The 23,089-nt window shown below is 54.8% G+C and carries 26 protein-coding genes; 5 read left to right on the top strand and 21 right to left on the bottom strand.

Annotation, left to right across the window (positions count from 1 at the left end; translation table 11 throughout):
* Nucleotides 1-13: 13 nt before the first annotated feature.
* The 3 genes from ACYJL1_RS23625 to ACYJL1_RS23615 are packed head-to-tail and all read left to right on the top strand — an operon-like array spanning nucleotide 14 to nucleotide 2,291.
* The gene (locus tag ACYJL1_RS23625; protein WP_460899537.1) at nucleotides 14-820 is read left to right on the top strand and encodes an ABC transporter ATP-binding protein; all 807 of its coding nucleotides are present in this window, start codon (nucleotides 14-16) and stop codon (nucleotides 818-820) included.
* The gene (locus tag ACYJL1_RS23620; protein WP_460899536.1) at nucleotides 817-1,668 is read left to right on the top strand and encodes an ABC transporter permease; all 852 of its coding nucleotides are present in this window, start codon (nucleotides 817-819) and stop codon (nucleotides 1,666-1,668) included. Before ACYJL1_RS23625 ends, ACYJL1_RS23620 begins: the two co-directional genes overlap by 4 nt.
* A complete protein-coding gene (locus ACYJL1_RS23615) occupies nucleotides 1,665-2,291 on the top strand; it encodes a hypothetical protein (RefSeq protein WP_460899535.1) in 627 nt (208 codons plus the stop codon). The genes ACYJL1_RS23620 and ACYJL1_RS23615 overlap by 4 nt, the downstream gene beginning before the upstream one ends.
* Here the strand turns inward: ACYJL1_RS23615 and pqqE are convergent.
* The 9 genes from pqqE to xoxF5 form a co-directional block, all read right to left on the bottom strand.
* Nucleotides 2,281-3,393, bottom strand: coding sequence for a pyrroloquinoline quinone biosynthesis protein PqqE (pqqE, locus tag ACYJL1_RS23610; RefSeq protein WP_460899534.1), 1,113 nt, complete (start codon nucleotides 3,391-3,393; stop codon nucleotides 2,281-2,283). The genes ACYJL1_RS23615 and pqqE overlap by 11 nt on opposite strands.
* Entirely contained in the window at nucleotides 3,393-3,689 is a 297-nt protein-coding gene (pqqD, locus tag ACYJL1_RS23605; RefSeq protein ID WP_460899533.1) for a pyrroloquinoline quinone biosynthesis peptide chaperone PqqD, read from the bottom strand. The genes pqqE and pqqD overlap by 1 nt, the downstream gene beginning before the upstream one ends.
* Nucleotides 3,686-4,441: a pyrroloquinoline-quinone synthase PqqC gene (pqqC, locus tag ACYJL1_RS23600; RefSeq protein ID WP_460899532.1), complete on the bottom strand. Its 756-nt coding sequence runs from the start codon at nucleotides 4,439-4,441 to the stop codon at nucleotides 3,686-3,688. The genes pqqD and pqqC overlap by 4 nt, the downstream gene beginning before the upstream one ends.
* Nucleotides 4,438-5,373, bottom strand: coding sequence for a pyrroloquinoline quinone biosynthesis protein PqqB (gene pqqB / locus ACYJL1_RS23595; RefSeq protein ID WP_460899531.1), 936 nt, complete (start codon nucleotides 5,371-5,373; stop codon nucleotides 4,438-4,440). Before pqqB ends, pqqC begins: the two co-directional genes overlap by 4 nt.
* Nucleotides 5,374-5,468: 95 nt before the next feature.
* Nucleotides 5,469-5,564, bottom strand: coding sequence for a pyrroloquinoline quinone precursor peptide PqqA (locus ACYJL1_RS23590; protein WP_115053909.1), 96 nt, complete (start codon nucleotides 5,562-5,564; stop codon nucleotides 5,469-5,471).
* 76 nt (nucleotides 5,565-5,640) lie between these two features.
* Entirely contained in the window at nucleotides 5,641-6,183 is a 543-nt protein-coding gene (locus ACYJL1_RS23585; RefSeq protein ID WP_460899530.1) for a PQQ-dependent catabolism-associated CXXCW motif protein, read from the bottom strand.
* 28 nt (nucleotides 6,184-6,211) lie between these two features.
* Nucleotides 6,212-7,075, bottom strand: coding sequence for a quinoprotein dehydrogenase-associated putative ABC transporter substrate-binding protein (locus tag ACYJL1_RS23580; RefSeq protein ID WP_460899529.1), 864 nt, complete (start codon nucleotides 7,073-7,075; stop codon nucleotides 6,212-6,214).
* A gap of 1 nt (nucleotide 7,076) precedes the next feature.
* Entirely contained in the window at nucleotides 7,077-7,601 is a 525-nt protein-coding gene (locus ACYJL1_RS23575) for a c-type cytochrome, methanol metabolism-related (RefSeq protein WP_460899528.1), read from the bottom strand.
* Nucleotides 7,602-7,765: 164 nt separating this feature from the next.
* The gene (gene xoxF5, locus ACYJL1_RS23570) at nucleotides 7,766-9,547 is read right to left on the bottom strand and encodes a lanthanide-dependent methanol dehydrogenase XoxF5 (RefSeq protein WP_460899984.1); all 1,782 of its coding nucleotides are present in this window, start codon (nucleotides 9,545-9,547) and stop codon (nucleotides 7,766-7,768) included.
* A 494-nt stretch (nucleotides 9,548-10,041) separates the two neighbouring features.
* Here xoxF5 and ACYJL1_RS23565 point away from each other — a divergent pair, with 494 nt between their 5' ends.
* The gene (locus ACYJL1_RS23565; RefSeq protein ID WP_460899527.1) at nucleotides 10,042-10,398 is read left to right on the top strand and encodes a hypothetical protein; all 357 of its coding nucleotides are present in this window, start codon (nucleotides 10,042-10,044) and stop codon (nucleotides 10,396-10,398) included.
* A 10-nt stretch (nucleotides 10,399-10,408) separates the two neighbouring features.
* Here the strand turns inward: ACYJL1_RS23565 and ACYJL1_RS23560 are convergent, their stop codons facing one another.
* From ACYJL1_RS23560 to ACYJL1_RS23540, 5 genes are all read right to left on the bottom strand, one after another.
* A complete protein-coding gene (locus ACYJL1_RS23560) occupies nucleotides 10,409-11,260 on the bottom strand; it encodes a quinoprotein dehydrogenase-associated SoxYZ-like carrier (RefSeq protein WP_460899526.1) in 852 nt (283 codons plus the stop codon).
* Between the two features lie 88 nt (nucleotides 11,261-11,348).
* Entirely contained in the window at nucleotides 11,349-12,308 is a 960-nt protein-coding gene (locus ACYJL1_RS23555; protein WP_460899525.1) for a quinoprotein relay system zinc metallohydrolase 2, read from the bottom strand.
* Nucleotide 12,309: 1 nt separating this feature from the next.
* On the bottom strand, nucleotides 12,310-13,062 hold the full coding sequence (locus ACYJL1_RS23550) for an ABC transporter ATP-binding protein (RefSeq protein ID WP_460899524.1): 753 nt from the start codon (nucleotides 13,060-13,062) through the stop codon (nucleotides 12,310-12,312).
* Nucleotides 13,022-13,756, bottom strand: a complete 735-nt coding sequence (locus ACYJL1_RS23545; RefSeq protein ID WP_460899983.1) for an ABC transporter permease — start codon at nucleotides 13,754-13,756, stop codon at nucleotides 13,022-13,024. Before ACYJL1_RS23545 ends, ACYJL1_RS23550 begins: the two co-directional genes overlap by 41 nt.
* Before the next feature lie 74 nt (nucleotides 13,757-13,830).
* Nucleotides 13,831-14,811, bottom strand: coding sequence for an ABC transporter substrate-binding protein (locus ACYJL1_RS23540; RefSeq protein WP_460899523.1), 981 nt, complete (start codon nucleotides 14,809-14,811; stop codon nucleotides 13,831-13,833).
* Nucleotides 14,812-15,410: 599 nt separating this feature from the next.
* Between ACYJL1_RS23540 and ACYJL1_RS23535 the strand changes: the two genes are divergently transcribed.
* On the top strand, nucleotides 15,411-15,797 hold the full coding sequence (locus tag ACYJL1_RS23535) for a c-type cytochrome (protein ID WP_460899522.1): 387 nt from the start codon (nucleotides 15,411-15,413) through the stop codon (nucleotides 15,795-15,797).
* 81 nt (nucleotides 15,798-15,878) lie between these two features.
* On the opposite strand, the gene ACYJL1_RS23530 is transcribed toward ACYJL1_RS23535, so the two are convergent.
* The 7 genes from ACYJL1_RS23530 to tkt are packed head-to-tail and all read right to left on the bottom strand — an operon-like array spanning nucleotide 15,879 to nucleotide 23,089.
* Nucleotides 15,879-16,433 (bottom strand): thioredoxin family protein, encoded by a 555-nt coding sequence (locus ACYJL1_RS23530; protein ID WP_460899521.1) that lies wholly within the window; start codon nucleotides 16,431-16,433, stop codon nucleotides 15,879-15,881.
* 12 nt (nucleotides 16,434-16,445) lie between these two features.
* Entirely contained in the window at nucleotides 16,446-17,135 is a 690-nt protein-coding gene (gene rpe / locus ACYJL1_RS23525) for a ribulose-phosphate 3-epimerase (RefSeq protein WP_460899520.1), read from the bottom strand.
* Nucleotides 17,132-18,070, bottom strand: coding sequence for a CbbX protein (gene cbbX / locus ACYJL1_RS23520; protein WP_460899519.1), 939 nt, complete (start codon nucleotides 18,068-18,070; stop codon nucleotides 17,132-17,134). The genes rpe and cbbX overlap by 4 nt, the downstream gene beginning before the upstream one ends.
* On the bottom strand, nucleotides 18,063-18,482 hold the full coding sequence (locus ACYJL1_RS23515) for a ribulose bisphosphate carboxylase small subunit (protein WP_460899518.1): 420 nt from the start codon (nucleotides 18,480-18,482) through the stop codon (nucleotides 18,063-18,065). The genes cbbX and ACYJL1_RS23515 overlap by 8 nt, the downstream gene beginning before the upstream one ends.
* Nucleotides 18,483-18,491: 9 nt before the next feature.
* Complete coding sequence (locus ACYJL1_RS23510; RefSeq protein WP_460899517.1) at nucleotides 18,492-19,952, bottom strand: form I ribulose bisphosphate carboxylase large subunit; 1,461 nt, start codon at nucleotides 19,950-19,952, stop codon at nucleotides 18,492-18,494.
* A gap of 30 nt (nucleotides 19,953-19,982) precedes the next feature.
* Nucleotides 19,983-21,062 (bottom strand): class II fructose-bisphosphate aldolase, encoded by a 1,080-nt coding sequence (gene fba, locus ACYJL1_RS23505; protein WP_460899516.1) that lies wholly within the window; start codon nucleotides 21,060-21,062, stop codon nucleotides 19,983-19,985.
* Nucleotides 21,063-21,076: 14 nt separating this feature from the next.
* Entirely contained in the window at nucleotides 21,077-23,089 is a 2,013-nt protein-coding gene (tkt, locus tag ACYJL1_RS23500) for a transketolase (RefSeq protein ID WP_460899515.1), read from the bottom strand.

Here is a 23,089-nt window from a genome sequence, read left to right as displayed (position 1 = left end):
CAGGGGGAACTTGATGGTTACGAATGCCGGACTGAAAGACATTCCCGGCAAACCCTTGCCTGAAACCGGTGTCCCGGCGCTCGAGCTGGTCTCGGTGAGTTATTTCTATGGCAAACGCCAGGCACTTGACGATGTCACTTTTTCGATAGCGCCTGGTACTTTTGCCGTACTTCTGGGATTGAACGGTGCCGGAAAGACCACACTTTTCTCACTTGTCAGCCACCTTTACGCAACGCGTCATGGCCACATCCGCGTGTTCGGCCATGACATAGACCGCAGACCCGGCAATGCATTACGACAATTGGGCATTGTGTTTCAGGCCCGCACGCTCGATCTTGATCTTTCCATATACCAAAACCTGTCTTACCACGCTTCGCTTCATGGCATAGGAAAGCGGGATGCAGACCGGCGCATCCACGAGTTCATGCAGTCCATTGATATGAGCGACAGGCTGCATGAAAAGACCCGCAGTCTTTCAGGCGGTCAGATAAGGCGGGTGGAAATCATTCGTGCATTGATTCACCGACCTTTCCTGCTTCTACTCGATGAAGCAACAGTCGGCCTGGATATCAAATCCCGCGCAACGATCCTTGCCGACATCCGCAAGCTCGTCCGGGAAAAGAACATAAGCGTGCTGTGGGCTACGCATCTCATCGATGAGGTCAGCCACGCCGATCAGGTCATCGTGCTCAACCAGGGCAGGCTCGTCGCGAACGGACCAGTGGGCGACGTCGTAAAGGATGCGGGAGCGGCGACGATCAATGAGGCCTTTTCCCGGCTGACAGGCGTTCTGGCGCTCGATACGGGGAGGCAATTATGAGTCACGCCACAACAGGCAATGTTCTGCACAACCGTTTTAGCGCCATGCAATATCTTACATGCCTGAAGGGCATTCTTGTCCGCGAGGGCTTGCGCTATCTCAATCAGCGCGAGCGATTTGTTTCCTCGCTGGTGCGGCCCTTGTTGTGGCTGTTCATATTTGCAGCCGGGTTTCGCCAGGTGCTGGGTGTCTCAATCATTCCACCCTATCAGACCTACGTACTTTATGAAGTTTATATCACACCGGGATTGTGCGGGATGATCCTGTTGTTCAGCGGAATGCAGTCATCGCTCTCCATGGTTTATGACCGTGAAATGGGCAATATGCGTACCCTGCTCGTCAGCCCGTTTCCCCGCTGGTTCCTTCTGGTTTCCAAATTGCTTGCCGGCGTCGCGGTTTCAATCATCCAGGTTTACGCTTTCCTTTTTGTGGCCTGGCTCTGGGATGTGAAAGCGCCGGTACAGGGTTACTTTTTGATCTTGCCTACCTTGTTCCTCTCGGGAATGATGCTGGGTGCTCTCGGCATGCTGCTTTCCTCCTTGGTCAAGCAGCTGGAAAATTTTGCAGGCATCATGAATTTCGTGATCTTCCCGATGTATTTCGCTTCATCCGCACTTTACCCGCTCTGGCGCGTACAGGAATCGAGCCCCCTTCTTTACAAGATATGCCTGCTCAACCCTTTCTCCTACGGTGTAGAATTAATCCGCTTTGCATTTTACGGGCAAATCGAATGGCTGTCTCTGGCTGTCGTTTGCGGTTTTATAGTCCTCTTCCTCGCTGGCGCAATTATTGCCTACGACCCCTCAAGAGGCATTGTTGTCAAAAAACAGGAAGGAGGCAACACATGACCCGGATTGCCCTGGGAGCCATGGTCGTCCTTTGCGCCAGTGCGTGCATATTTCCAGCTTTTGCTGCAGCCAATAACGATCCAAGCTGGCCCTGCATTCAACGCAAGGTTCCGGCTCTTTCGACTGGTCAGGTCTGGGATGGTCCCGATATCCCCGAAGCGGCCACAAAATGGAATACAGATTCCCAAATCCTGGGTCTGGTCAGCGAGCTCGCGGCACGGCGTTTACCACTCGAGGATGCGCAGAAACGGATCACTGAATTTGCCGGCAGTCTCCCGCAGGAGCAGGTCAACAGCAAGATGTTTCTGCTGTTCCAGGGACTGTTCGATACGCTTAACAGTGAGCGCGTCCAAGTTATGGCGGGGATTTCCCGTTATGCGGCAAAGCAGAGGGATATGGCGGCTGATCTGCGCCAGGAAGCCTCCAGGGTTGATGCGCTGCGCGCCAAGCCCGATACGGATCCAGAAGAACTTGATCGACTGGATCAGCGATTGACGTGGGAAACACGCATCTATGACGAGCGAGTGCATTCGCTGACTTATGTCTGCGAAGTGCCCATCATCATCGAACAGCGTCTTTATGGACTGTCGAAGACGATTACCCGAGCCCTGATCAGACCATAGGCTCGGTCATGCGCCCTATTCGGCGATAGGCAAATGTGCCGTCGGATGATTTGGTACCGGTGGCCTGGTCGATCAACACTCCCATCCGATCATGGAACGGCGACTTGATGCATGCGGGATCGCTCGCAACGGCATCACCGGCAATGGCCATAGCCTGACAGCGGCACCCTCCCCAATCAATCTCCTTGCGCTCACAGCTTCTGCAGGGCTCCTGCATCCAGTCTGTACCGCGAAACGCTTTGAACGCTGGAGAATCGTGCCATATCTGGCCCAGTGTCCTGTCTCCAAAGCGCTCGAACTGCAAGGTCTTGATTGTAGCGGCAGCATGGCATGGCAAGACGGTTCCATCCGGAGCAACCATGAAAGCATCCCGTGCCCAGCCACCCATGCAGGGTTTAGGGTAGATGGCGAAGTAATCGGGTGTGACAAAATCAATGGCCATTATGCCACGCAACCGCTCCTGTGCTTCTTCAACGATCTGCACCTGACGCTCTACCGCAGCCCTTTGCGGCATGAGAGCATCGCGATTAAGCAGCGCCCAGCCCGCATATTGTACATTGGCGATCTCCAGCCGTTCTGCTCCAAGATCAAGCGCAAGATCAATAAAATCCGGCACCTCGTCCATGTTATGACGGTGGATGGGGGCGTTTATTGTCAACGGCAGCCCTGTCGCCGTTACCCGCCGGGCAGTTTCAATTTTCTTCTCATGAGCCCCGCGAGCGTTTCCGATTTTTTCCGTCGTGGGAGCAAACGCGCCCTGGAAGCTGAGCTGTATATGATCGAGCCCGGCTTCGGCCAGCGCCTCAATGCGCCCTTCGGCGATTCCGACACCGGCGGTAATGAGGTTGGTGTATACACCCCGCCGGGCAAGGCAACGGACAAGTTCCACAAGATCGGTCCGCAATGTCGGCTCCCCGCCCGAAAGGTGCACCTGCAGCACACCGAGATCCGCAGCCTGCTCGAATAGTGAAATCCAGCCACCGGTATTCATTTCGCGGTTGGCCTTGAGAAGCTCAACAGGATTGGAGCAATATGCACATTGCAACGGGCACCGATGGGTCAGTTCCGCCAGCATGCCTATGGGGGGAAGCACAGGTTCCATTACAACTCCACCAAAAATTTGTCGGACCATTCCTGCAGGAAGCCGGTTACATCCAAAGTGATCTCTGTTTCGTCCGCTCCATACTGGTCTGCAAGGATGGCAATCATTTGCGTAACCTCATTGCGGCCGTTGCAAAGCCGCAAAATGTCAAGGCTGACTTCATTGGGCCAGAATATCCGCTCTGGTGACAGCAAAGCCCATGCACCGCGCACCTTATCATACTGCAGCCTTGCATGCCTTTTCAGGGCCGGACGCGACTGCGGCAATACGATCGCACGGACACGGGTCTCACTCATGATGCCTCCGGAACGAAAGCGCCGGGCGGAATATTGCCCTTTTGTCCATACGCATGGGACAGCGCATCAAGCATGGCCCACAATACATCACACTTGAATACAAGGGCGTTGATCACCGCCTGCTGTTTTTCGGGAGTATTGGCATGCTCCATCACGTAAGCCAGCGCGAAATCCGAATCGCGGGAAGCGAGTGCCGGACGCTTGTCGAAATAGGCCAGGATGTCTTTTGTTATATAGTCATATCTTGCCAGCATCGCCGGCACGCGTTCGGTTATGATGACGGGTGAAAACAATTCGGTGAGCGATGAGGCGACCGCCTCCAGCATCGTTTTGTTGCTGCAGTAGGAAAGATATGCGCCAACGGCAAATCGTGTAGCCGGCAAAACTTTCCTTTCACTCTTGACCATGTCTCCATCCAGGCCCAGTCCCGTCGCCAGCTTGAGCCAGCGCGCAATTCCGCCATTCCAGCCGTCATCACCGTCATGATCTTCGATACGCTTGCGCCATTGTGCCCGGAATTCCGGATCTTCGGAGCGCATGAGGATTGCTGCATCCTTGCGCGGAATAACCGACTGATAGGAGTAACGATTGAGCGCCCACGCCTGCATCTGCCCCTTGGTGAGGGCTCCGCTTGTCATCTGATGGTGAAACGGGTGCTTGTTGTGGTAACGGGCAGCGCCAACCTCCCGGAGAACGGCTTCCAGTTCACGGGGTGACAACCCATTGCGTGCCGCATCATCAAATTCGTTCAAAGCCGGATCTCCATACCGTCGAATGCCACCTTCCAACCTGCCCGCACCACAGCAGCATGCTCCGGCGAAGCGGCATCAAGGATCGGGTTTGTATTGTTGATGTGCACATATATCCGTTTCCTGATCCCAAGCGCACCGATCGCAGCCATGGAACCATCGTCTCCGGCGATATGGATATGACCCATACGTGCTCCGGTTTTTCCACCGACACCTGCACGGATCATCTCGTCATCCATATAGACCGTACCATCGAACAACAGACATTGCGCATTGGTCAGCCTCGCTTTCAGACTCTCGTCTATGCGGGCACAGCCGGGAATGTAAAACGCCGCAGCGCCGTCGGGTGATGAGATCTTCAGACCGACCGCGTCGCCGTCCTGCGTGCCAAAATTATTGTCGACCAATGCCGGATCTTCAAGAAACAGCGCTACTTTCCCGGGCACCGGAAAGGTCTCGACAGTGATTCCCGTCGTCATTTCATCGGTGCCGACAATCGTGGTCTGCCTGTTCAGGACAAGCTCCCGCCTTTCCACCATCGACCGGTCAAGAACATTGAAAATCGAATTACTGTCGAGAACATCAAGAACGCGGCGCGAAGCATAAAGCACAAACGGCTCACGCTCACGCATGCTCAGCAGCCCGGCAATGTGATCGACATCAGCATTTGTCAATACGACAGCGCTTATGGGAGTCGAGCGCAGCGGGCCGTCAGGCTTTGGTTGCAGCTCCGGCGTTGCAGCAATTTGCTGGCGAATATCCGGAGAAGCATTGAACAAGACCCAATCATTCCCGTTCGCACTTACGGCAAGGCTCGATTGGGTCCGGGCGCGAACATTGGCTTGGCCATTCCATGCGGCACGGCTCAATCCGTAATTGCAGTTCCATTGCGGAAAACCGCCACCTGCTGCGGAACCAATGATCTTTAATCGCATCAGGCTGTATTTCCTCATCGCCAGGATTTATCCGGCCTTGCATTCAATCTGAAGTCGTCGCCCCGCGCGAATATCTTGCGCGGGGCGGCCGGTTGCTACTTCTTTGCCTTCAATTCTGCGGGCAAATAGCGTGTCAATTCCATGCCGGCAGCAACCTGGCACATTTCAGGTTTTTTCCATGTCTTCTTCATGCTTTCCTCCTTCTGTACAAAGACCAAAGATTGATCTTTCTCCGCTACCATACGCCTTCTTGGCGCAGGATTGAAATTAATAGGGTTCATTTTTCCGTGTCGGCTGCTTTGCTGCAACCCAGCCATCGGTACCCAAGGGATACCAGAGAACCGACTCATATCCCCACTCCACCGCCCGCTTGGCTGCATTCCATGACATCCAGCAATTCTCCATGCAGTAAAACAGAATCTTTCGCCGCCTGTCGTCTCCAAGCCGGGACATCAGCCCCTTGCGGAAATAGGCCTCGGTCTCGTTGTTGATCACGCCATAGCCCACATTTGCGAGCCAGATGCTGCCGGGAATATCCTCTCTTACCTTTTCCTTCCACACCGTACCCTGCGGAAGACCTGCCGGCTTTGGATCGTGGGGCAGCACATCGACAAAGACAGCTGCCTTGCTCTTCCACAATGCGATGGCCTCCTCAGTGGTGACAACCTGCGCGCCCTTCAAGGTTGCAGGCACTGGCGCCTTATAGTTTTCCAGCCTGTAGTTTGCGGGCTCGGGAACGGTATCAACCGCAAGGGCAGCCGTTTGAGACAACCCCGACAAAACCACCCAAAAAACAAACCATCTCCACACCGGATTTTGCCCTCCTGACGAATGGTGGTTATTGCGTAATAGGCCTGTCTTTTTCATCGATCAGCGGCACCTGGAAACCCAATAATATCGTGTTGATCTCCTGCTGGTTTTCCCTGATCACCTTGTTCAAGGTGCGTTTCCACTCCTGATCGGAAGGACGAACGCCCATGGTAATGCGATATGCCATATGCCGTGATTTCTCTTTCACCAAGGGGATCACCACCAGATCAGGATCGATTTCCTTTGCATAATAACCCGCCATCGGGCCCCACAGCACTGCGGCCTCAATCACGCCGTTCTTCAAGTCCTTGATCATCACCTCTGCCATTGACGGCGCCAGACGCGTATCGACCATAAGCGGATAAGGCTGCACATTGCGCATGTAACCGGCCTTGGCAAGATTGGCTGCCGGGGGTGTGCCGGCAACAACACCAATCCTCTTGCCGGCAAGCTTTTGGTCTTCAATGGTTTCCACACCATCAAGACCGGTATTTTTCTTGTAGATCAGCATATAAGTCGATCGGTAATAGGCATTGGTGTTCTGCACCAGCTCATCACCTTGAGCGTAACCCATGATGATGTCACAGCGATTGGAACGCAGCGTATTTCTGACAAAACCGGTTGCCATTGGATACCACGTATAAGCAACTGATTTCCGCCCGGTCTTGGCTGCAACGAGCTCTGCAAGCTTGTTCTCGAAACCTTTGCCTTTATCATCGGAAAATGGCAGGTTTGAAGGGTCAGAACAAACCCGCAAAACATCGGGGTCCACCAGCTCACCTGCCGAACCCAGGCCAGATTCCTGGGCAGACGCCTTGAGGGGCAGGCTGATCGCTGCACATGTGGCGAAAGCCATAATGATTTTTGCAAGTTGCGCCCGGTTCACCTGCATTCTAACCACCCATACAGGAGGTTTCGGCCTCTTTTGCGGCCTCCGGTTTATCTTCTTTCTTTGCCGGACGGCCGCGCGGGAGATCGCCGACAGCGCGTGCGCGCAAATAGACATAAAGATCATCCATGTAGCAGTAGACGTTCTTGTTCTCGCCGAACGCGGGCATGACTTTTTCGTTCCCGGCGCTCAGGTTCTTTCGGCCTACCGCGACGATCGACAGAAAATCGGCATATGTCATTGTCTTGAGAGAATTTGCCAGGGCGGGAGCGAAAGAGGAGCCTGCGCCGTCTGCACCATGGCACACGTTGCATTCGGAATTGAAGCGACGATATCCACTATAGGTGTACCAATCCACCGTTCCATCTTCCTGTATCTTGAATGTAGGGTTTCCTTCCTTGTCGGCATATTTACCATTGTCCTGCGACGCGACCGCAGCGGCGGCTTTGTCGTCGGCATAGGTACTGACCATGCTCGCCAAGAGAGCAAAGCTGGCAGTTACGGCAAGAATCATTAATCGGATCGGCATCAAGAAACCTCTCATTGCAACCTCGCCAGCGCTCTGGGAAGCCGGGTCAACAGTCGCGATTGATCATTTGTTTGTCGGAGCCGCAAAGAACCCGGCCGGCATGGCCGGGTTCTGCTTTAGCGACCGCCTCAACGTGGCTAACGGTATGCAAGTACCGTCCTTTGTCACTCAGGAACGGCAAAGACCGTCAATTGGCCACCAAGAGCCGTATAGTCCGAAAGGCCGGCATATCCACCGACAGCGCCCAGACCATCCGTGCCCTTGGTCAGCCCGGCAGCAAGACCGATACCAGCCCAACCGCCCACGCCCGACAGAACGGCAACATATTGTTTGCCCTTGTGTTCGTAGGTGGTGACATTGCCGATAATACCGGAAGGTGTTTTGAACTTGTAGAGTTCTTTACCGTCCTTATCGACCGCCTTGAGGTAGCCTTCGAGCGTTCCATAAAAGACCACGTCGCCATCGGTTGCCAATGCACCAGACCAGACCGAGAACTGTTCGGATTTAGACCAGACGATCTCGCCCTTTGCAGCATCCCAGGCAACAAAGTTACCCATGCCACCATGGCTGTTGGGAGCCGGGTACATGGAAAGCGTCGCACCTATATAAGGTTGACCGGCAGTGTAGCTGACCTTGTAGGGCTCATAGTCCATGCAAACATGGTTTGTCGGCACGTAGAAGAGCTTGGTCTTTGGAGAATACGCTGCTGGCTGCTGATCCTTTGTGCCAAGAGCCGCTGGACAGATACCGGTTGTATTGACATCCTCACCCTGTGCCTGTGTCGAATACTTGTCGACAACCTTTGGACGGCCATAGGTTTTGCTGTCCTTGTCCATGTCGACTTCGGTAGCCCAGTTTACCGCGGGATCGTATTTTTTGGCGACGAGAAGTTCGCCGTTGGCACGATCCATCGTGTAAGCAAAGCCGTTTCTGTCAAAATGTACGAGAACGTCACGTGGCTTTCCGTCTATCTCGATGCCGTCGGCAAGGATCATTTCATTGACGCCATCATAATCCCACTCATCATGTGGGGTCATCTGATAAAGCCATTTGGCCATGCCGGTGTCGGCATCACGAGCCATGATTGTCATTGACCACCGATTGTCGCCCGGACGCTGACTTGGGTTCCAGGTCGATGGATTGCCAGTGCCATAATAGATGAGGTTCAGCTTGGGATCGTATGAATACCAACCCCATGTTGTACCGCCACCGACTTTCCACTGATCGCCTTCCCAGGTGTTCGTACCGGAATCGGCACCCACAGGTTTGCCAAGTTGGGTTGTCTTTTCGGGATCGATCAGTGTTTCCTCGTCCGATCCCATAGACCAGGCCCGCCAGGCCTGCTTGCCATCCTTGATGTTGTAGGCTGTGAGTGCTCCGCGCACACCGAACTCGCCACCGGATATACCAACAATGACTTTGTCCTTCACCACCATTGGTGCGGACGTGCCGGATTCGCCTTTGCTGCCGTCCGTCGCCTCACCATTTTTCACCGACCAGGCGACTTCACCTGTCTTGGCATCAAGTGCAACGAGCGTTGTATCGGCCTGATACAGGAATATCTTGCCATCGCCGTAGGCGACGCCGCGATTGACCGTATCGCAGCACATGATTGGAATGACGTTGGAATCCTGTTTGGGCTCATATTTCCACAGGATCTTGCCATCATTGTTCAAATCAAGTGCAAAGACCGTATTCGGATAAGGCGCGTGCACATACATCACGTCACCGATAATGAGCGGACCACCTTCATGGCCACGCAGCACGCCCGTTGAAAATGTCCAGGAAACCTGGAGGTTCTTCACATTATCCTTGGTAATCTGGTTGAGTTTTGAGTAACGGGTATTGGCATAGTCGCCAGTCTGGATAGCCCAGTTCTTGGAATCCGAGATCAAGCCCTGAAGATCGTCATTGGCCAAAGCTCCACCCGCCAACGAGAACGTCATGGCTGTCGTAGCCAATGCAATTCCTATTAAATTTCTGTGTACACGCATTTAGTCCTCCCAAAGTTCACATTTATGAACTATCGGCGAAAACCGAGTAAACGTACGGGTCCGCACCACTAGCTCAGGCAAATGGGGAAGTATTTCCGGCAGCGTGTCACGACAAAGCCAGGCGCGCAGAGGGCACCGTTACTGCCCACCTCGCTTGGCCTACGAAGACTGTCACCACTCCCTTGACGGTAACGTCCTTGAAGCCGGAAACAATTTGACGATAGGAGAAAGAATTTCATTAGGCAAGCATGATTATCAATTTATATTTGCTGCGTTGCAATATAATGCTACCGCAGCGCATAAAAAAGTCCAGTATTTCTGAGTTATTCTGGCGATTTGCCCCATGGCAAATTTTGATACTTTCAACTAAATTATACTTGCACTCGTATATTCTCTTTTATTAACAGCCTGGAAAATGTATATTTGGCATTACCGAGTGCAGGAGTATGAAAATGCCTGGAGTGAGAACCATTAAGCCGATTTTGTTAGCATGCGCAGCAATCGCATTTCCAATGCTGGCACATGCTGCGTCAGATTATCCGACGCCGGCGGTCGCGGAGTATGTTTACGGTTGCATGAAGGCGAACGGAGAAAATCGCGATACCCTCCAGCGCTGCTCCTGTTCAATCGATGTTATCGCCTCGGTTGTGACCTATGAGCGCTATGAAGCAGCCGAAACCTACAAACAAATGGGGCTGGTTCCGGGTGAGAACGGTGTTCTTTTTCGCGAAAGCGCACCGGCAAAAGCTGCCATCAGCGAACTCAAGCGTGCTCAGGCGGAGGCAGACATCCGCTGTTTTTAGAATTTACGGCTCAAAGGCTTGAGGATTCGAGCGGCCATTCACCCTGGAATTTTTTGCCTTCGGTATCCAGGGCTTCAACTTTGAGCTCCTCTCCGGTCCTCGCATCGAACGCGAACCGAAAATTGGGGTCTTCTGAGATCGATATACCACCTTGCATCGACAGGATCAGCTGATTGCCCTGGGAGACGGTGAGCCCCTGGATAAAATGGGCAGGGATATAATATCGCGTCAACTGGTCCATCTGCAATCCGGAATTGTTGGGATGGCGGATCATCAGCTGCATCTCCGTGGCCCGAGTCAGGGGCACCAAGCCAGGCGCATTGGAGGCAAACACCCGCAGCTTCATTTTGCCGAGCGATGCCATTGCTTCGTCCTGATTCTTCATCGCAGGTGCCGAGCATCCCCCGGAAGCCTTCACAAAGACTTCCGTCATGTGCAGCTTATCATCTTCCGTTTCAGCAATAGCCCGCACGTAGGAATAGGCATTAACCCGCAAGCGCGTTGCCAGATGGGTGACGCCAGCGTTCTGCCCGAATGTAAAGACCGCTGCGACAGGCGCCGGGTTCTCGTCAACGATCAAGGTCACGGTCTTGATGCGTCCCGTCGTGCTGTCTGTTTTAAAGTGCATATCAATAGGAACAACAGCCGCGTCTTCGGCTCGCTTGGGCGCTTCAATTCTGACGATCCCCTCGCCCTGTTCTATTGGGCGGCTCCCGAAAACATCGTTCTTCAGGCTCTTCCATGTTGCCGCCTCCGGCGCGCTGACATTCTGGCTTTCCGCTGTCACGGGACTGACAGCCCAAAGTAATCCCGCCACAATCAAAGCAGCACAACCATTGGTTCGCTTCATATTCAAAGTCATGTTCGCCTCCACCAAATTTCGTTGGCGGTGCCCGGCCAGTTATTATTATACCACTTGGCACGATGATCTGGCAAACACCAACAAACAGCTATTCCCACTCAAGTTCGGCATAGGCAGCAGTTGCATTGCGCTCATTGTACTGGTTGAAAAGATGCCATTTGCCGCGTTCACTTTGGGCGGCGGTCCGGATTGCATCCGTTATGGAGTGGCCATTGGCAAGCGCCATGCGAATGTCCCTGGTGAGCACGTCGAAATAACGACTTTCATCGTCGAGTGCCTTTGGCCAGGGGACCGGAACAGTTCCGTGCCCGGGAACGGCCATGTCGGCATCAATCTCCCTTAAATCCTTCAGCTGCCTGATCCAGCCAAGCAGCGACCCGTCGATTGTGGGGATATGCTGGGTAAAGCACAGGTCACCGGTGAACAGAATCCGTGTCCGTTGATCGAACACAGACAGGTCATTGTCGGTATGTGCCGGTTTCCAGGCTTTCAATGTCAGCTTGCGGTTGCCCAGATCAAGCTCCTGCTCGCCGGCAACATTTATCGCAGGCGGAATTATCCTGATGCTGGACATGAGTTCGGGACCGAGGATCGCACGATAACTTTGCAGATAGTAATCGCCGCGATTGGCCAATGCCCGTCCCAGATTGTGGTGACCCACTATAACGGCTCCAGTGCCTTCAAAAGCCGAGTTTCCAAAAATGTGGTCGGGATGCATATGAGTATTGATGAGATACCGAATCGGCTTGTCCGTTTTGGCTCGAATTGCCGCCACGAGCCTTCTGCCCTCCGCCGCGCTGCCGCCGCTGTCGATGGCGGCAACACCCTTATTACCGACAATGAAGCCAATATTGCATATTTCGCCTTCATTGGCGGTACTCATCATGTCCGGCGCGCCGGTGAATGCAAAGATGCCTTCCGCTATTTCCTTGACGGGAAGCGCCTCATCTCCGGCCACCTTTGCGCTGGCAAATCGTGCATGGGACATACAGCAGCCGGCAAGCAGCAATCCGGTACCCAGAAAGGTTCGGCGTGAATGTCCGGCCATGTCAGGCTCCTCCATCCGGAAATCTGTCGTGGAATGACCTGAGAATGTCCCGCATTGCCTGTTCGGTTCTGCTTTGGCGGGGCAATTTGATGTCGAAGGTTCCGATAACATGTGCGGGACGATCCGACAAAACGATAATCCGATCGGACAACAGGATGGCTTCCCTGATATTATGCGTGACCATGAGAGCCGTTGTCGGTCGCTCCGCCCACACGCCCATCAGCAGGTGACGAAGCTGCCGGGCCGTGGGTTCGTCAAGAGAAACAAAAGGCTCATCCAGCACCAGAATATCAGGTTCAATGGCCAGGGCCCGTGCAATTGATGCTCTGCGTGCCAACCCGAGCGAAAGCTCTCCCGGGTAGAACGTTCTCATCCGGGACAAGCCCAATGTGCTGAAAAGCGCATCGAGATTTGTGTCCTTGAGGTGATCGGGCAGCGCGAGACGCACATTTTGCTCAACCGAGCGCCATGGAAGCAGGAGCGGCTCCTGAAACACCACTCCTATGCGAGGCTGGGCCAGTCCGGAGAGCTGCATTGTACCGCGATAATCGGTGTCGAGCCCCAGCAATATGCGCAGTGTCGTCGTCTTGCCGCATCCGGACGGCCCCACAATGCAAGCAAACTCGTTTTGCGCCACCTCAAAATGCAAATTCTCAAGCACGGTGACAGCTTCGCCATTCGATGACCGGAATGACTTCTCTTCTATGTCGACCTTAAGCTTCGTGGCGGCGCCACCGTGTGGATGTTTGTTCAAGAGGCTGCACCAATACGAGTTCTATAAACAGCATCACCGCAACGAATGCCAAAGTGTAGGCAAGGATTGCAGCGACATCGAATAGCTGGAAAAACAGATTGATCTGGAAGCCGACACCGTTGGCTCTGCCCAGCAGTTCCACGACAAGCACTATTTTCCAGATGAGGGAAATGCCGGATCTGGATGCTGCGGCTATGAAGGGCTGCAGTTGCGGCAACAGGATATGACGCAGCCGGTCTATTCGGCCAAAGCGGTAAATTTTAGCCATCTCGCCATAGCGCACATCCAAAGCCCGTGCGCCCTCGCGCATCGTGACAACAACATTGGGAATCTTGTTAAGCGCGACTGCTCCGATAGCCGCTGCCTCGTTGAGACCAAACCAGATATAGGCGAGCACAATGATCACCAGAGCGGGAATGTTCAGGAACAGTATAACCCAGGGATTGAAAAACCGATCAGCGCCCCTGTGCCTTCCGAGCGCAACGCCGATGGCAGAGCCGATCAGCATGGCCAGAAAGAACGAGGCTGCGACCCGCCAAAGCGTCATGCCCAGGTGATAGGCCATGTCGCCGCTGGCTGTCTCACGCAAAAAGGCCTGCAAGACGAGAAGGGGCGCGGGAAAGGATCGGCTTGGCCAAAGCGAAGCTCCGATATGCCAGGCGATGAGCAAAACTGCAAAGGACATGCATCCCATCGTGACCGACGACCAATACTGCCGTGAACTCCCGCCTTTTCCTGTCCGGAAGTTGGAGAGCAGGGCCGGGTCCGTCACTCCGTCCTCCAAAACGTTCCGGGAGCCAATGTTTTGCCAGGTCCGACCAGTCGCTCACCACCAAGTTCGGCAAGAATTGCATAGAGTTTTGCGGCATCCTCCTCTTCTTCTTCGACGGAACGGCGGGGAATGCCTTCGCGATAGCGGTCGCGCAGCACCTGCAGCTCGCGCCCCTCCGTCTTGATGACAGGAGAGAGCCGTTGCCATTCCTCATCGGAACTGGCGAGCAGTTTCTTCGCATCACGGCTGGCTTTGAGAAACGCTTCAATAAGCTCAAGATGGTCACGGGCCCATTTCTCGCGAAATATAAATCCGATCGCCGAGACGGCACCTGTGGCGCCCAGATCTCTTGCAGCATCGCTCGTGCTGATCAGACGATGAAAGCCCCGCGCCTCAAGCCGTGCACAAAAATTCCAGAAATTCAAAACGGCATCCAGTTCGCCCTGTTCCGCCTTTTCTGCAAGCAGTGGCGGCGCGCCGAAAACAATCTCGTTTTGTGCAGGCAGATCAAGCGCTTGTTTCTTTGCGAGCGCTTGTATGAGCAGCCAGCTTTTATCGAGCGGACCGCCAGCAATGCCAATCTTCTTGCCGTTCAGATCGGCAAGTTTTTTAATAGGCGAGCCATCGCGTACCATCAATGCTCCAACGGAGCTGGAATACGCAGCAAAGCTTATATCCTCACCGGATGTACGTTGACGTGACACCCACAGCCAATCGGCAACGATGATATCAACGTCCCCGGCCATCATTGCCACATTGGTGGCATCCTCGCTGGCAAAAAAACGCACATCAAGATCAATATTGTACTTGTTGTCGATCCCATGATGCCTGATGGCGTCCAGCTCCCAGTTGACGGTCCCGAATCGCAATACGCCCACGCGAACCTTCTCAACGGCTCCGGCCATTTGACTGAAGAACAGGCCAAGCAGCAACGCCAGCAGGAAGGTGGCACGGCCCGGTAGTCGATATGATCCCACACTGTCCTCCCAGACCGGTTGGCTGTCCCGCAGTTTACAATCCTATAACGTCGTCTCGCCGGTGGGATATGCGCATTTCCACCGGACAACACGAAGCTTGGGATGCTCCTCACTCCATTTTGCAATTTCGGTAGGTGCCAGAAACAGGCAATTGGTGATCCCGCCCCTGTCTTCAAAATGCAATCGCTCTTCCCGGCAGCTTGACGGGTCCGACACGAGGCAAATGGTTAAAATGAGGTCGATAACGTCCATTCAACACCCTCAATCCTACCCCCGCCCGCAAACGTCCCAATAAGAGCCAATGCAAAGCAAGGTTACAGCCGGAATCTCAAGGTGCCCGATGAGAAATATCCAGATCAAGTTACGGTTCCTGTAAGCCGGCGTCAATCATGCAGCCACATAAAACCTGGATGTGAGATTGCGGCGTTATTACCTGCCCGAGGTGATTGACTTATGCCAAGCCACAGGTAACGTTTTGGAATGGCTGCGATCAATTGGACATTCAATTGCAATATCCAGCTGAAAATGGTGGTGACGGTGCATGGAAACTGGCACCAGTACTCGTCTGAGGGCACCCTTGGCGAATATGAGGAAATGCCATGCGATATTTTGTTATGCTGACAGCTTTGTCGGTTGCTATTGTTTATGCTGGGGGAGCCACGGCTCAGGAGGGGGATGCGACGGCCGGAGCAACGGTTTTCAAGAAATGTACGGCCTGTCACGTAGCCGACAGCGACAAAAACAAGGTCGGACCTTCGCTGAACGGCCTGTTTGGAAGGACAGCAGGAACACATCCTGGCTTTAATTATTCGCCGGCCATGAAGGCTGCAGGCGCTGCCGGTCTGGTATGGGATAGTGCCAGCTTACGCGAGTATCTCCATGATCCCAAGGCGAAGGTCAAAGGCACCAAAATGGCCTTTGCGGGTCTCAAGGATGAAACCGACATTACAAATCTTGAGGCATATCTCAAACAATATTCCAAATAAGCCCGCCGATCCTTGATGCCGGCAGCATTTCCACCACCCGAGCCTTACCTATTCAAATGAACGTAAAGGCTCGGGTGTATTTTACTCATCACGCCACTTGATGGAGCAGCCAACCGAGGCGAACTGTTCGCGCGGCCCGGACCCCGTTTGGGCAATTTCCACCATTGCCTCAAACAGGTCACGGCGCAAATCAGCACTGGCCACCTGTTTGCGCGACTCATCCAGACGCCCGCGATATTGCAGTTTTCCTGCCGCGTTGAATCCAAAAAAATCGGGCGTACAGACGGCTTTGTAGAGACGCGCGGTACTCTGATCCGCATCGTGCAAATAAGGAAAAGGCAGGCCATTCTCGCGACTGAATGTCCGCATTCCTTCATAGGAGTCGGATGGGTAAGCGATGGGATCATTGGCATTGATCGCAACAAAACCGATGCCAAGCTGTTTCAAATCGCGGGCATCGCGGACAATGCGCTGAATGACCGCCTTCACATAGGGACAATGATTGCAGATGAATGCAACGACCAGACCGCGGTTTCCCGCCTGCGACAGGATCGAATACCGTTTTCCATCCACACCAAGGAGTGTTGCGTCCACGGCCTGCCAGCCAAAATCGCATAAAGGTGCTATTGCAGCCATATTTTTCTCCGTTCAGGCAGCCCGGTGTTGAATAGCGTGTTTGGCGGCCTCGCGGATAGCGGAAATATTACCCGCATAGGCGAGCTTTCCGCCGTCCGTGAAGATTGCCGAACCAGCCACAAGGACATTTGCGCCCGCAGCGGCGACAAGAGGCGCTGTCAGCGGCGTAACACCACCGTCAATTTCAATCCGGATCGGCCGTTTGCCAATGAGTGCCTTCAAACGTTTGATCTTTTCAACGACCGCCGGAATAAACGCCTGCCCGCCAAATCCGGGATTGACCGTCATCAGCAGCACCAGGTCCAGCCGGTCCAGCACATACTCGATAACGCTTTCGGGCGTAGAGGGATTGAGCGACACACCAGCCTTTTTCCCAAGGCTGCGAATGGCCTGCAGGGAACGGTCAAGATGCGGCCCGGCTTCTGCATGGACAGTTATGAAATCGCAACCGGCATCGGCAAAGGCAGCCAGATAGTTGTCGGCCGGTGCAATCATGAGGTGACAGTCGAATATGGCCCTGGTCCTGTTGCGGATGGATTTTATGACCTGCGGACCGAAGGTGATGTTCGGCACGAAATGCCCGTCCATGACATCCAGATGCACCCAGTCAGCGCCGGCGGCCATCACGTCTTCCACCTCCTCGCCAAGACGAGAAAAATCCGCTGACAGGACAGATGGTGCGATCAATATCTCGTGGCTCATGGCGCTTTTTCCTTCCCGGTCGATTGAGCAAAAACACGGCTGCCCCTGATATCTTCTGCCGTAATTGTGGACAGGGCCGTTGAATCGGTTGGCCCGTTCGATGCCTCGAACAACCGGTTGGCATGTCTCAGGCGCGCCCTGTCTAATGCATTGCGGATCGAGCGGGCATTGGCAAAATGCGGCTGCTGGCGGCGGTGTTCTATATAATTGGCCATGATCACGCGGCCTGGCTCATCGAAATTATAGTTCTGCTTGGCCAGCATGGTTTCTGCAATGCTGAGCAGTTCATCGGAACTGTAGTCCGGAAAGTCGATATGATGGGCTATGCGCGAGCGGAACCCCGGATTGCTCTCAAAAAACTTGTCCATGCGGTCGCCATAACCCGCGAGAATAACGACGAGATCGTCACGCTGGTTTTCCATGACCTGCAGCAGAATTTCGATGGCCTCCTGCCCGTAATCGCGCTCGTTCTCCTGCCTGTGCAGATAATAGGCCTCGTCTATAAACAGGACACCGCCCATGGCCTTCTTGAGTATCTCCTTGGTTTTAGGTGCGGTATGACCAATATACTGGCCAACCAGATCATCGCGGGTGACCGACACGAGATGCCCTTTGCGAATATAGCCGAGACGATGCAGGAGGTTTGCCATACGCAGCGCCACAGTCGTCTTGCCAGTGCCCGGATTGCCGCTGAAACTCATGTGCAGCGTCGGCGTCTCGTGCGCAAGTCCGAGGCTGCGGCGCGCGCGTTCCACCAGCAGCAGGGCCGCCGTTTCCCTTATGCGCTGCTTCACCGGTTTCAGGCCGATCAATTCGCAATCAAGTTCGTCAAGCACGCCCTTGACCCCGGACTCGACATACTGCGCGCGCAGGTCGACTACTCCAGGGGGGCCGCCCGCGGTGTCGGCGGACAGCGTCATGGTTGCATCAGCCATAGCGCTGCCCCGCCGGTCTGTCGGTTGCATAGGAGCTGGTCGTGTAGCGGACCACGCGGCCTTCTCCCTCCTGACGGGCCAAGTGGAACCCTGGTTCTTCGGCAGGCCGGTTGACGAGGAATGAGAGCTTTACTGATTCCCACCCATGGGAATTATCAAATGCCACCAGCCGAATATACCTGTCGCCATAGACCTTGCGGCATTCCCGCAATTCCATCATCAATGCGGCAGCGTCCGGATTGTCGAACACCGGATGAGCCCACATGTCCCAATAGGTATTACGCGGGTGTGGGTCGTCCGTAAATTCGAGGCTTACCGCCCAGCCATTGTCGATGCAGTACTGTACTTGTTTGGTAATCTGGTCGTCCGTGAGGTCGGGCAGGAATGAGAATGCTCCCTGAGTAATTCGCATCTTTGTCTCCTATTCGGCTGCTGTTGCGGTTGGAACGAAGTCCGGTGAATCGGTTGAGGTGTAATTGAAGGACACGTCCTTCCAGATCTCGAGCGCCTGCTGCAGCGGCTGGCAGTTGCGCGCGGCCATCCGCAGAATATCGAGACCTTCACGCAAGATATCGCGTCCTTCATTGCGGGCGAGCACCATGCATTCGAGCGCGACCCGATTGGCTGTTGCCCCGGCAGCGATGCCGAGCGGATGGCCGATAGTGCCTCCGCCGAACTGCAGGACGACGTCCTCGCCCAGAAGATCGAGGAGCTGGTGCATCTGGCCCGCATGTATCCCGCCTGAAGCCACGGGCATCATCTTGTTGAGTGAAGCCCAGTGCTGATCGAAGAACACGCCATTTTCCAATTGCATCGGATTGAAGTCCTCGCGGCAGATATCGTAGTATCCACGTGTGGTTGCCGGGTCGCCTTCAAGCTTGCCGACGACCGTTCCGGCATGGATGTGATCGACACCCGCAAGCCGCATCCACTTGGCAATCACGCGGAAGGAAACGCCGTGCGACTTTTGCCTTGTATAGGTCGAATGGCCAGCGCGGTGCAGATGCAGGATCATGTCATTGCGCCGTGCCCATTTCGCCATGGACTGGATGGCCGTGTAGCCGATCACCAGATCGATCATGACGATATTCGAGCCCAGCTCCTTGGCAAAATCGGCCCGCTCATACATATCCTCCATGGTCGCCGCAGTGACATTGAGGTAGCTGCCCTTGATCTCGCCCGTTGTAGCCTGAGCCTTGTTGACCGCTTCCATGCAATAGAGGAAGCGCTCGCGCCAATGCATGAATGGCTGCGAATTGATGTTCTCGTCATCCTTGGTGAAATCCAGCCCGCCTTTAAGCCCCTCGTAGACCACGCGGCCATAATTGCGGCCGGAAAGACCAAGCTTTGGCTTGACCGTTGCGCCAAGCAATGGACGTCCGAACTTGTCGAGACGTTCGCGCTCGACGACAATTCCCGTTGGCGGCCCCTGGAATGTTTTAACATAGGCGACCGGCAGCCGCATGTCTTCGAGACGTAGCGCCTTGAGCGGCTTGAACCCGAAAACATTGCCAATAATGGATGCTGTCAGGTTCGAAATCGACCCCGGCTCGAACAGGTCCAAATCATAGGCAATATAAGCGAAATACTGGCCTTCCCCATTGGGAACAGGATCAACGCGATAGGCCTTGGCGCGGTATTTTTCCGTTGCCGTCAGCCGGTCGGTCCAAACCACGGTCCAGGTGGCAGTTGACGATTCACCCGCGACAGCGGCCGCAGCTTCTATCGGATCGACCCCGTCCTGCGGCGTGATGCGGAAGAGTGCGATTATATCCGTATCCTTCGGCTCATAATCGGGCTCCCAGTAGCCCATCTTCTTGTATTCCATGACGCCCGACCTGTAGCGCTCTTTCCCGGTGACCGTTTCCGAATTGCTCGACATGTTGTGGTCCTTTCCTTGAATGTTTTTGCTTTATGCAGCTCTGGCGGAAGCGATTTGAGGATCGAGCAGGCCCGCTGCATAACGTCTGGCCATTTCGTCAAGCTCAACAACCTTGATCTTCGATGCGTGACCGGCCGTTCCGAACCGCTCGAAACGGTCGCGGCAAAGATCGCGCATGGCATCCATGGCGGGTTTGAGAAATTTGCGCGGATCGAACTCGGATGGGCTTTCCGTGGCGATCCTGCGGAATTGCCCGCTCATTGCCATTCGGCAGTCCGTGTCAATGTTGACTTTGCGCACGCCATGCTTGATGCCCCGTTCGATCTCCTCGACCGGCACTCCATAGGTCTGCGGCATTTCTCCGCCGAAGCGGTTGATGACGTCCTGCAGGGCTTGAGGTACGGAGGACGAGCCATGCATTACAAGATGCGTGTTCGGGAGTTTCCGGTGGATCTGCTCGATAACATCCATTGCCAGAATGTCGCCATCCGGGGCCCGGGTAAACTTGTAGGCGCCGTGCGACGTGCCACAGGCAATGGCCAGCGCATCAACCTTGGTGCGCAGTACGAAATCGACGGCCTGATCCGGATCGGTCAGAAGCTGGCTGTGGCTGAGCACACCGGTTGCACCGTGTCCATCTTCGGCTTCGGCTTCACCGCTCTCCAGCGAGCCGAGCACACCAAGCTCACCCTCGACGGAAACCCCCAGCCAATGAGCGATTGATGTGACGCGGCGGGTGATACCCACATTGTACTCATAGGATGCAGGCGTTGCAGCATCTGCTTCAAGCGACCCGTCCATCATCACTGAAGTGAACCCATGGCGGATTGCCGTCATGCATGTGGCTTCATCGTTACCGTGATCCTGATGCAGGCAGATGGGAATGCCGGGGTACAGTTCCACAAGCGCGTCGATCATCCGCGCCAGCATCACGTCCTTTGCATAGGACCGTGCGCCGCGAGACGCCTGAAGGATGACAGGCGCCTTGCAGACCGCAGCGGCTTCCATGACGGCAAGCCCCTGCTCCATATTGTTTATGTTGAAGGCTGGCACGCCATAGCTGTGTTCGGCTGCATGATCAAGCAATTGTCGCAAGGTAATCCGGGCCATAGTCGATACTCCTCCTAGCTCATGAGCTTGCGTGTGGTGGCAATGATGTTTTCTGGTGTGATGCCGAAATGCCTGTAGAGATCGGGTGCAGGGGCGCTGGCACCAAAACCCTGCATGCCGATGAATGCACCCTTTTCACCGATCCACCGGTCCCAGCCCAGTCTCGCTGCCGCTTCGATGGCAATGCGCGGAGCTGCGGCAAGGACAGACCGGCGATAGGCCGGGGTCTGCATCGCGAACAATTCCCATGAAGGCATTGAAACGACTGCGGCAGGGATTTTGTACTGGCCCCGCAGCATGTCGGCGGCGGTGCAGGCAATCTCTACTTCCGAGCCGCTTGCAAGAAGCGTGATAGCGCGCGGCTCCGCCGGCTCCCGCAGGACATAAGCACCGCGGCTCGAACGGTTTTCCTCGCTGTCGGCCGGACGAAGCATCGACAGGTTCTGGCGGGAGAGGACGATGACACTGGGACGGTCCTTGTGTCGAAGTGCAAGTTCCCAGCATTCGGCCGTTTCAATGATGTCGGCCGGGCGGAAGACATTCAGGCCCGGCGTGGCCCTCAGCATCGCCAGATGTTCGATCGGCTGATGGGTCGGTCCATCCTCGCCAAGACCTATCGAGTCATGCGTCATGACATAAATGACCTGCTGACCCATCAATGCCGACAGGCGCATGGCGCCGCGCGCATAGTCTGAAAATGCCAGAAACGTACCGCCATAGGGAACAAACCCGCCATGCAGGGCCAGGCCGTTCATCGCAGCTGCCATTCCATGTTCGCGAATGCCGTAATGAATATAGCGTCCGGAAAAATCACTTGCCGAAATGTGCTTCATGCCGGGTGTAATCGTCAGATTCGAATGGGTCAGATCGGCAGAGCCGCCTATGGTCAGATCGGTGGCATTATTGATGATGCCCAGCACCATTTCAGACGCTTTGCGGGTGGCAACTTTGGTGGCTTTTTCCACATGCAGGCGACGAAAAGCCCGCAAATCCTTGAAAACCGTTTCAGGTATTTCTTTCTTCACCGCTTGCCTGAGCTCATCACCAAAAGGCGACGCCGCTGTTTTCACACACCATTCGCGCCGTTCATCTGCCCCCCTGCGTGCGACTTCGCGCCATGCTTCAAGTATGTCTTCAGGGACATGGAAAGGCGCATGCGCCCAGCCCATGGCCTGGCGTGCTGCTGCGATTTCCGCGTCTCCTAAAGGAGCGCCATGGGTTTTTTCAGTTCCCTGCATATTCGGCGCCCCTTTGCCGATCAATGTGCGGCAGGAAATCAGCGATGGCTGCCTGGAAATTTTCGCCTGTGCAATCGCCTGCGCGATCGCTTCATGATCGTGGCCATCTATGTCCTGCACGTGAAATCCTGCAGCTCTGAATCGCGCAAGTTGATCCAAGGATGTCGATAACGATGTCGGCCCGTCGATTGAAATGGAGTTGTTGTCCCAAAACACGATCAGCTTTGAAAGCTTCAGGTGACCGGCGAGATCTATTGCCTCGTGGCTGATGCCTTCCTGCAGGCACCCGTCTCCGGCAATTACATAGGTATGGTGATCAACGATATCCTCACCGAAACGTGCCGCGAGCATACGCTCGGCCAGCGCCATCCCCACGGCGGTAGCAATGCCCTGACCCAGCGGGCCTGTTGTTAGCTCGATACCTTGCGCATGGCCATACTCCGGGTGTCCTGCCGTCCTTGCGCCAAGCTGGCGAAAACGCTGCAATTCCTCTATGGGCATATCCGGATATCCGATGAGATAGTGCAAGGCGTATTGCAGCATCGAGCCATGCCCGGCTGACAGGATAAACCGATCACGATCCGGCCATAGCGGATGCAGAGGGTCGAGTTTGATGAAGCGGTTGAACAAAACCGTAGCCACATCGGCCATGCCCATCGGCATGCCAGGATGCCCGGAATTGGCTTTTTGCACACTGTCCATGACCAAGGCGCGGATTGCGCTGGTCATATCCCGTTCACGAACATTGGCAGCTTCACGATTTTCTTGCCTCAAAAGATAGGTACTCAT

Source organism: Phyllobacterium sp. K27, from assembly GCF_054796155.1.
Note: the sequence above shows the minus strand (reverse complement) of the source record. Positions and strands in the feature narration are given on the sequence as shown.

Bases quoted from the DNA above. Each gene is read 5' to 3' on its own strand.
- ACYJL1_RS23530 (WP_460899521.1), bottom strand. From the start codon at position 16,433: ATGGCTGCAATAGCACCTTTATGCGATTTTGGCTGGCAGGCCGTGGAC.
- xoxF5 (WP_460899984.1), bottom strand. From the start codon at position 9,547: ATGACGTTCTCGTTGGCGGGTGGAGCTTTGGCCAATGACGATCTTCAG.
- ACYJL1_RS23515 (WP_460899518.1), bottom strand. From the start codon at position 18,482: ATGCGAATTACTCAGGGAGCATTCTCATTCCTGCCCGACCTCACGGAC.
- ACYJL1_RS23625 (WP_460899537.1), top strand. From the start codon at position 14: ATGGTTACGAATGCCGGACTGAAAGACATTCCCGGCAAACCCTTGCCT.
- ACYJL1_RS23590 (WP_115053909.1), bottom strand. From the start codon at position 5,564: ATGAAGAAGACATGGAAAAAACCTGAAATGTGCCAGGTTGCTGCCGGC.
- ACYJL1_RS23510 (WP_460899517.1), bottom strand. From the start codon at position 19,952: ATGTCGAGCAATTCGGAAACGGTCACCGGGAAAGAGCGCTACAGGTCG.
- ACYJL1_RS23555 (WP_460899525.1), bottom strand. From the start codon at position 12,308: ATGGCCGGACATTCACGCCGAACCTTTCTGGGTACCGGATTGCTGCTT.
- pqqE (WP_460899534.1), bottom strand. From the start codon at position 3,393: ATGGAACCTGTGCTTCCCCCCATAGGCATGCTGGCGGAACTGACCCAT.
- ACYJL1_RS23580 (WP_460899529.1), bottom strand. From the start codon at position 7,075: ATGCAGGTGAACCGGGCGCAACTTGCAAAAATCATTATGGCTTTCGCC.
- ACYJL1_RS23560 (WP_460899526.1), bottom strand. From the start codon at position 11,260: ATGACTTTGAATATGAAGCGAACCAATGGTTGTGCTGCTTTGATTGTG.
- ACYJL1_RS23575 (WP_460899528.1), bottom strand. From the start codon at position 7,601: ATGCCGATCCGATTAATGATTCTTGCCGTAACTGCCAGCTTTGCTCTC.
- pqqD (WP_460899533.1), bottom strand. From the start codon at position 3,689: ATGAGTGAGACCCGTGTCCGTGCGATCGTATTGCCGCAGTCGCGTCCG.
- ACYJL1_RS23620 (WP_460899536.1), top strand. From the start codon at position 817: ATGAGTCACGCCACAACAGGCAATGTTCTGCACAACCGTTTTAGCGCC.
- ACYJL1_RS23615 (WP_460899535.1), top strand. From the start codon at position 1,665: ATGACCCGGATTGCCCTGGGAGCCATGGTCGTCCTTTGCGCCAGTGCG.
- ACYJL1_RS23535 (WP_460899522.1), top strand. From the start codon at position 15,411: ATGCGATATTTTGTTATGCTGACAGCTTTGTCGGTTGCTATTGTTTAT.
- pqqB (WP_460899531.1), bottom strand. From the start codon at position 5,373: ATGCGATTAAAGATCATTGGTTCCGCAGCAGGTGGCGGTTTTCCGCAA.
- ACYJL1_RS23565 (WP_460899527.1), top strand. From the start codon at position 10,042: ATGAAAATGCCTGGAGTGAGAACCATTAAGCCGATTTTGTTAGCATGC.
- fba (WP_460899516.1), bottom strand. From the start codon at position 21,062: ATGGCCCGGATTACCTTGCGACAATTGCTTGATCATGCAGCCGAACAC.
- ACYJL1_RS23545 (WP_460899983.1), bottom strand. From the start codon at position 13,756: ATGGGATGCATGTCCTTTGCAGTTTTGCTCATCGCCTGGCATATCGGA.
- rpe (WP_460899520.1), bottom strand. From the start codon at position 17,135: ATGAGCCACGAGATATTGATCGCACCATCTGTCCTGTCAGCGGATTTT.
- tkt (WP_460899515.1), bottom strand. From the start codon at position 23,089: ATGAGTACCTATCTTTTGAGGCAAGAAAATCGTGAAGCTGCCAATGTT.
- cbbX (WP_460899519.1), bottom strand. From the start codon at position 18,070: ATGGCTGATGCAACCATGACGCTGTCCGCCGACACCGCGGGCGGCCCC.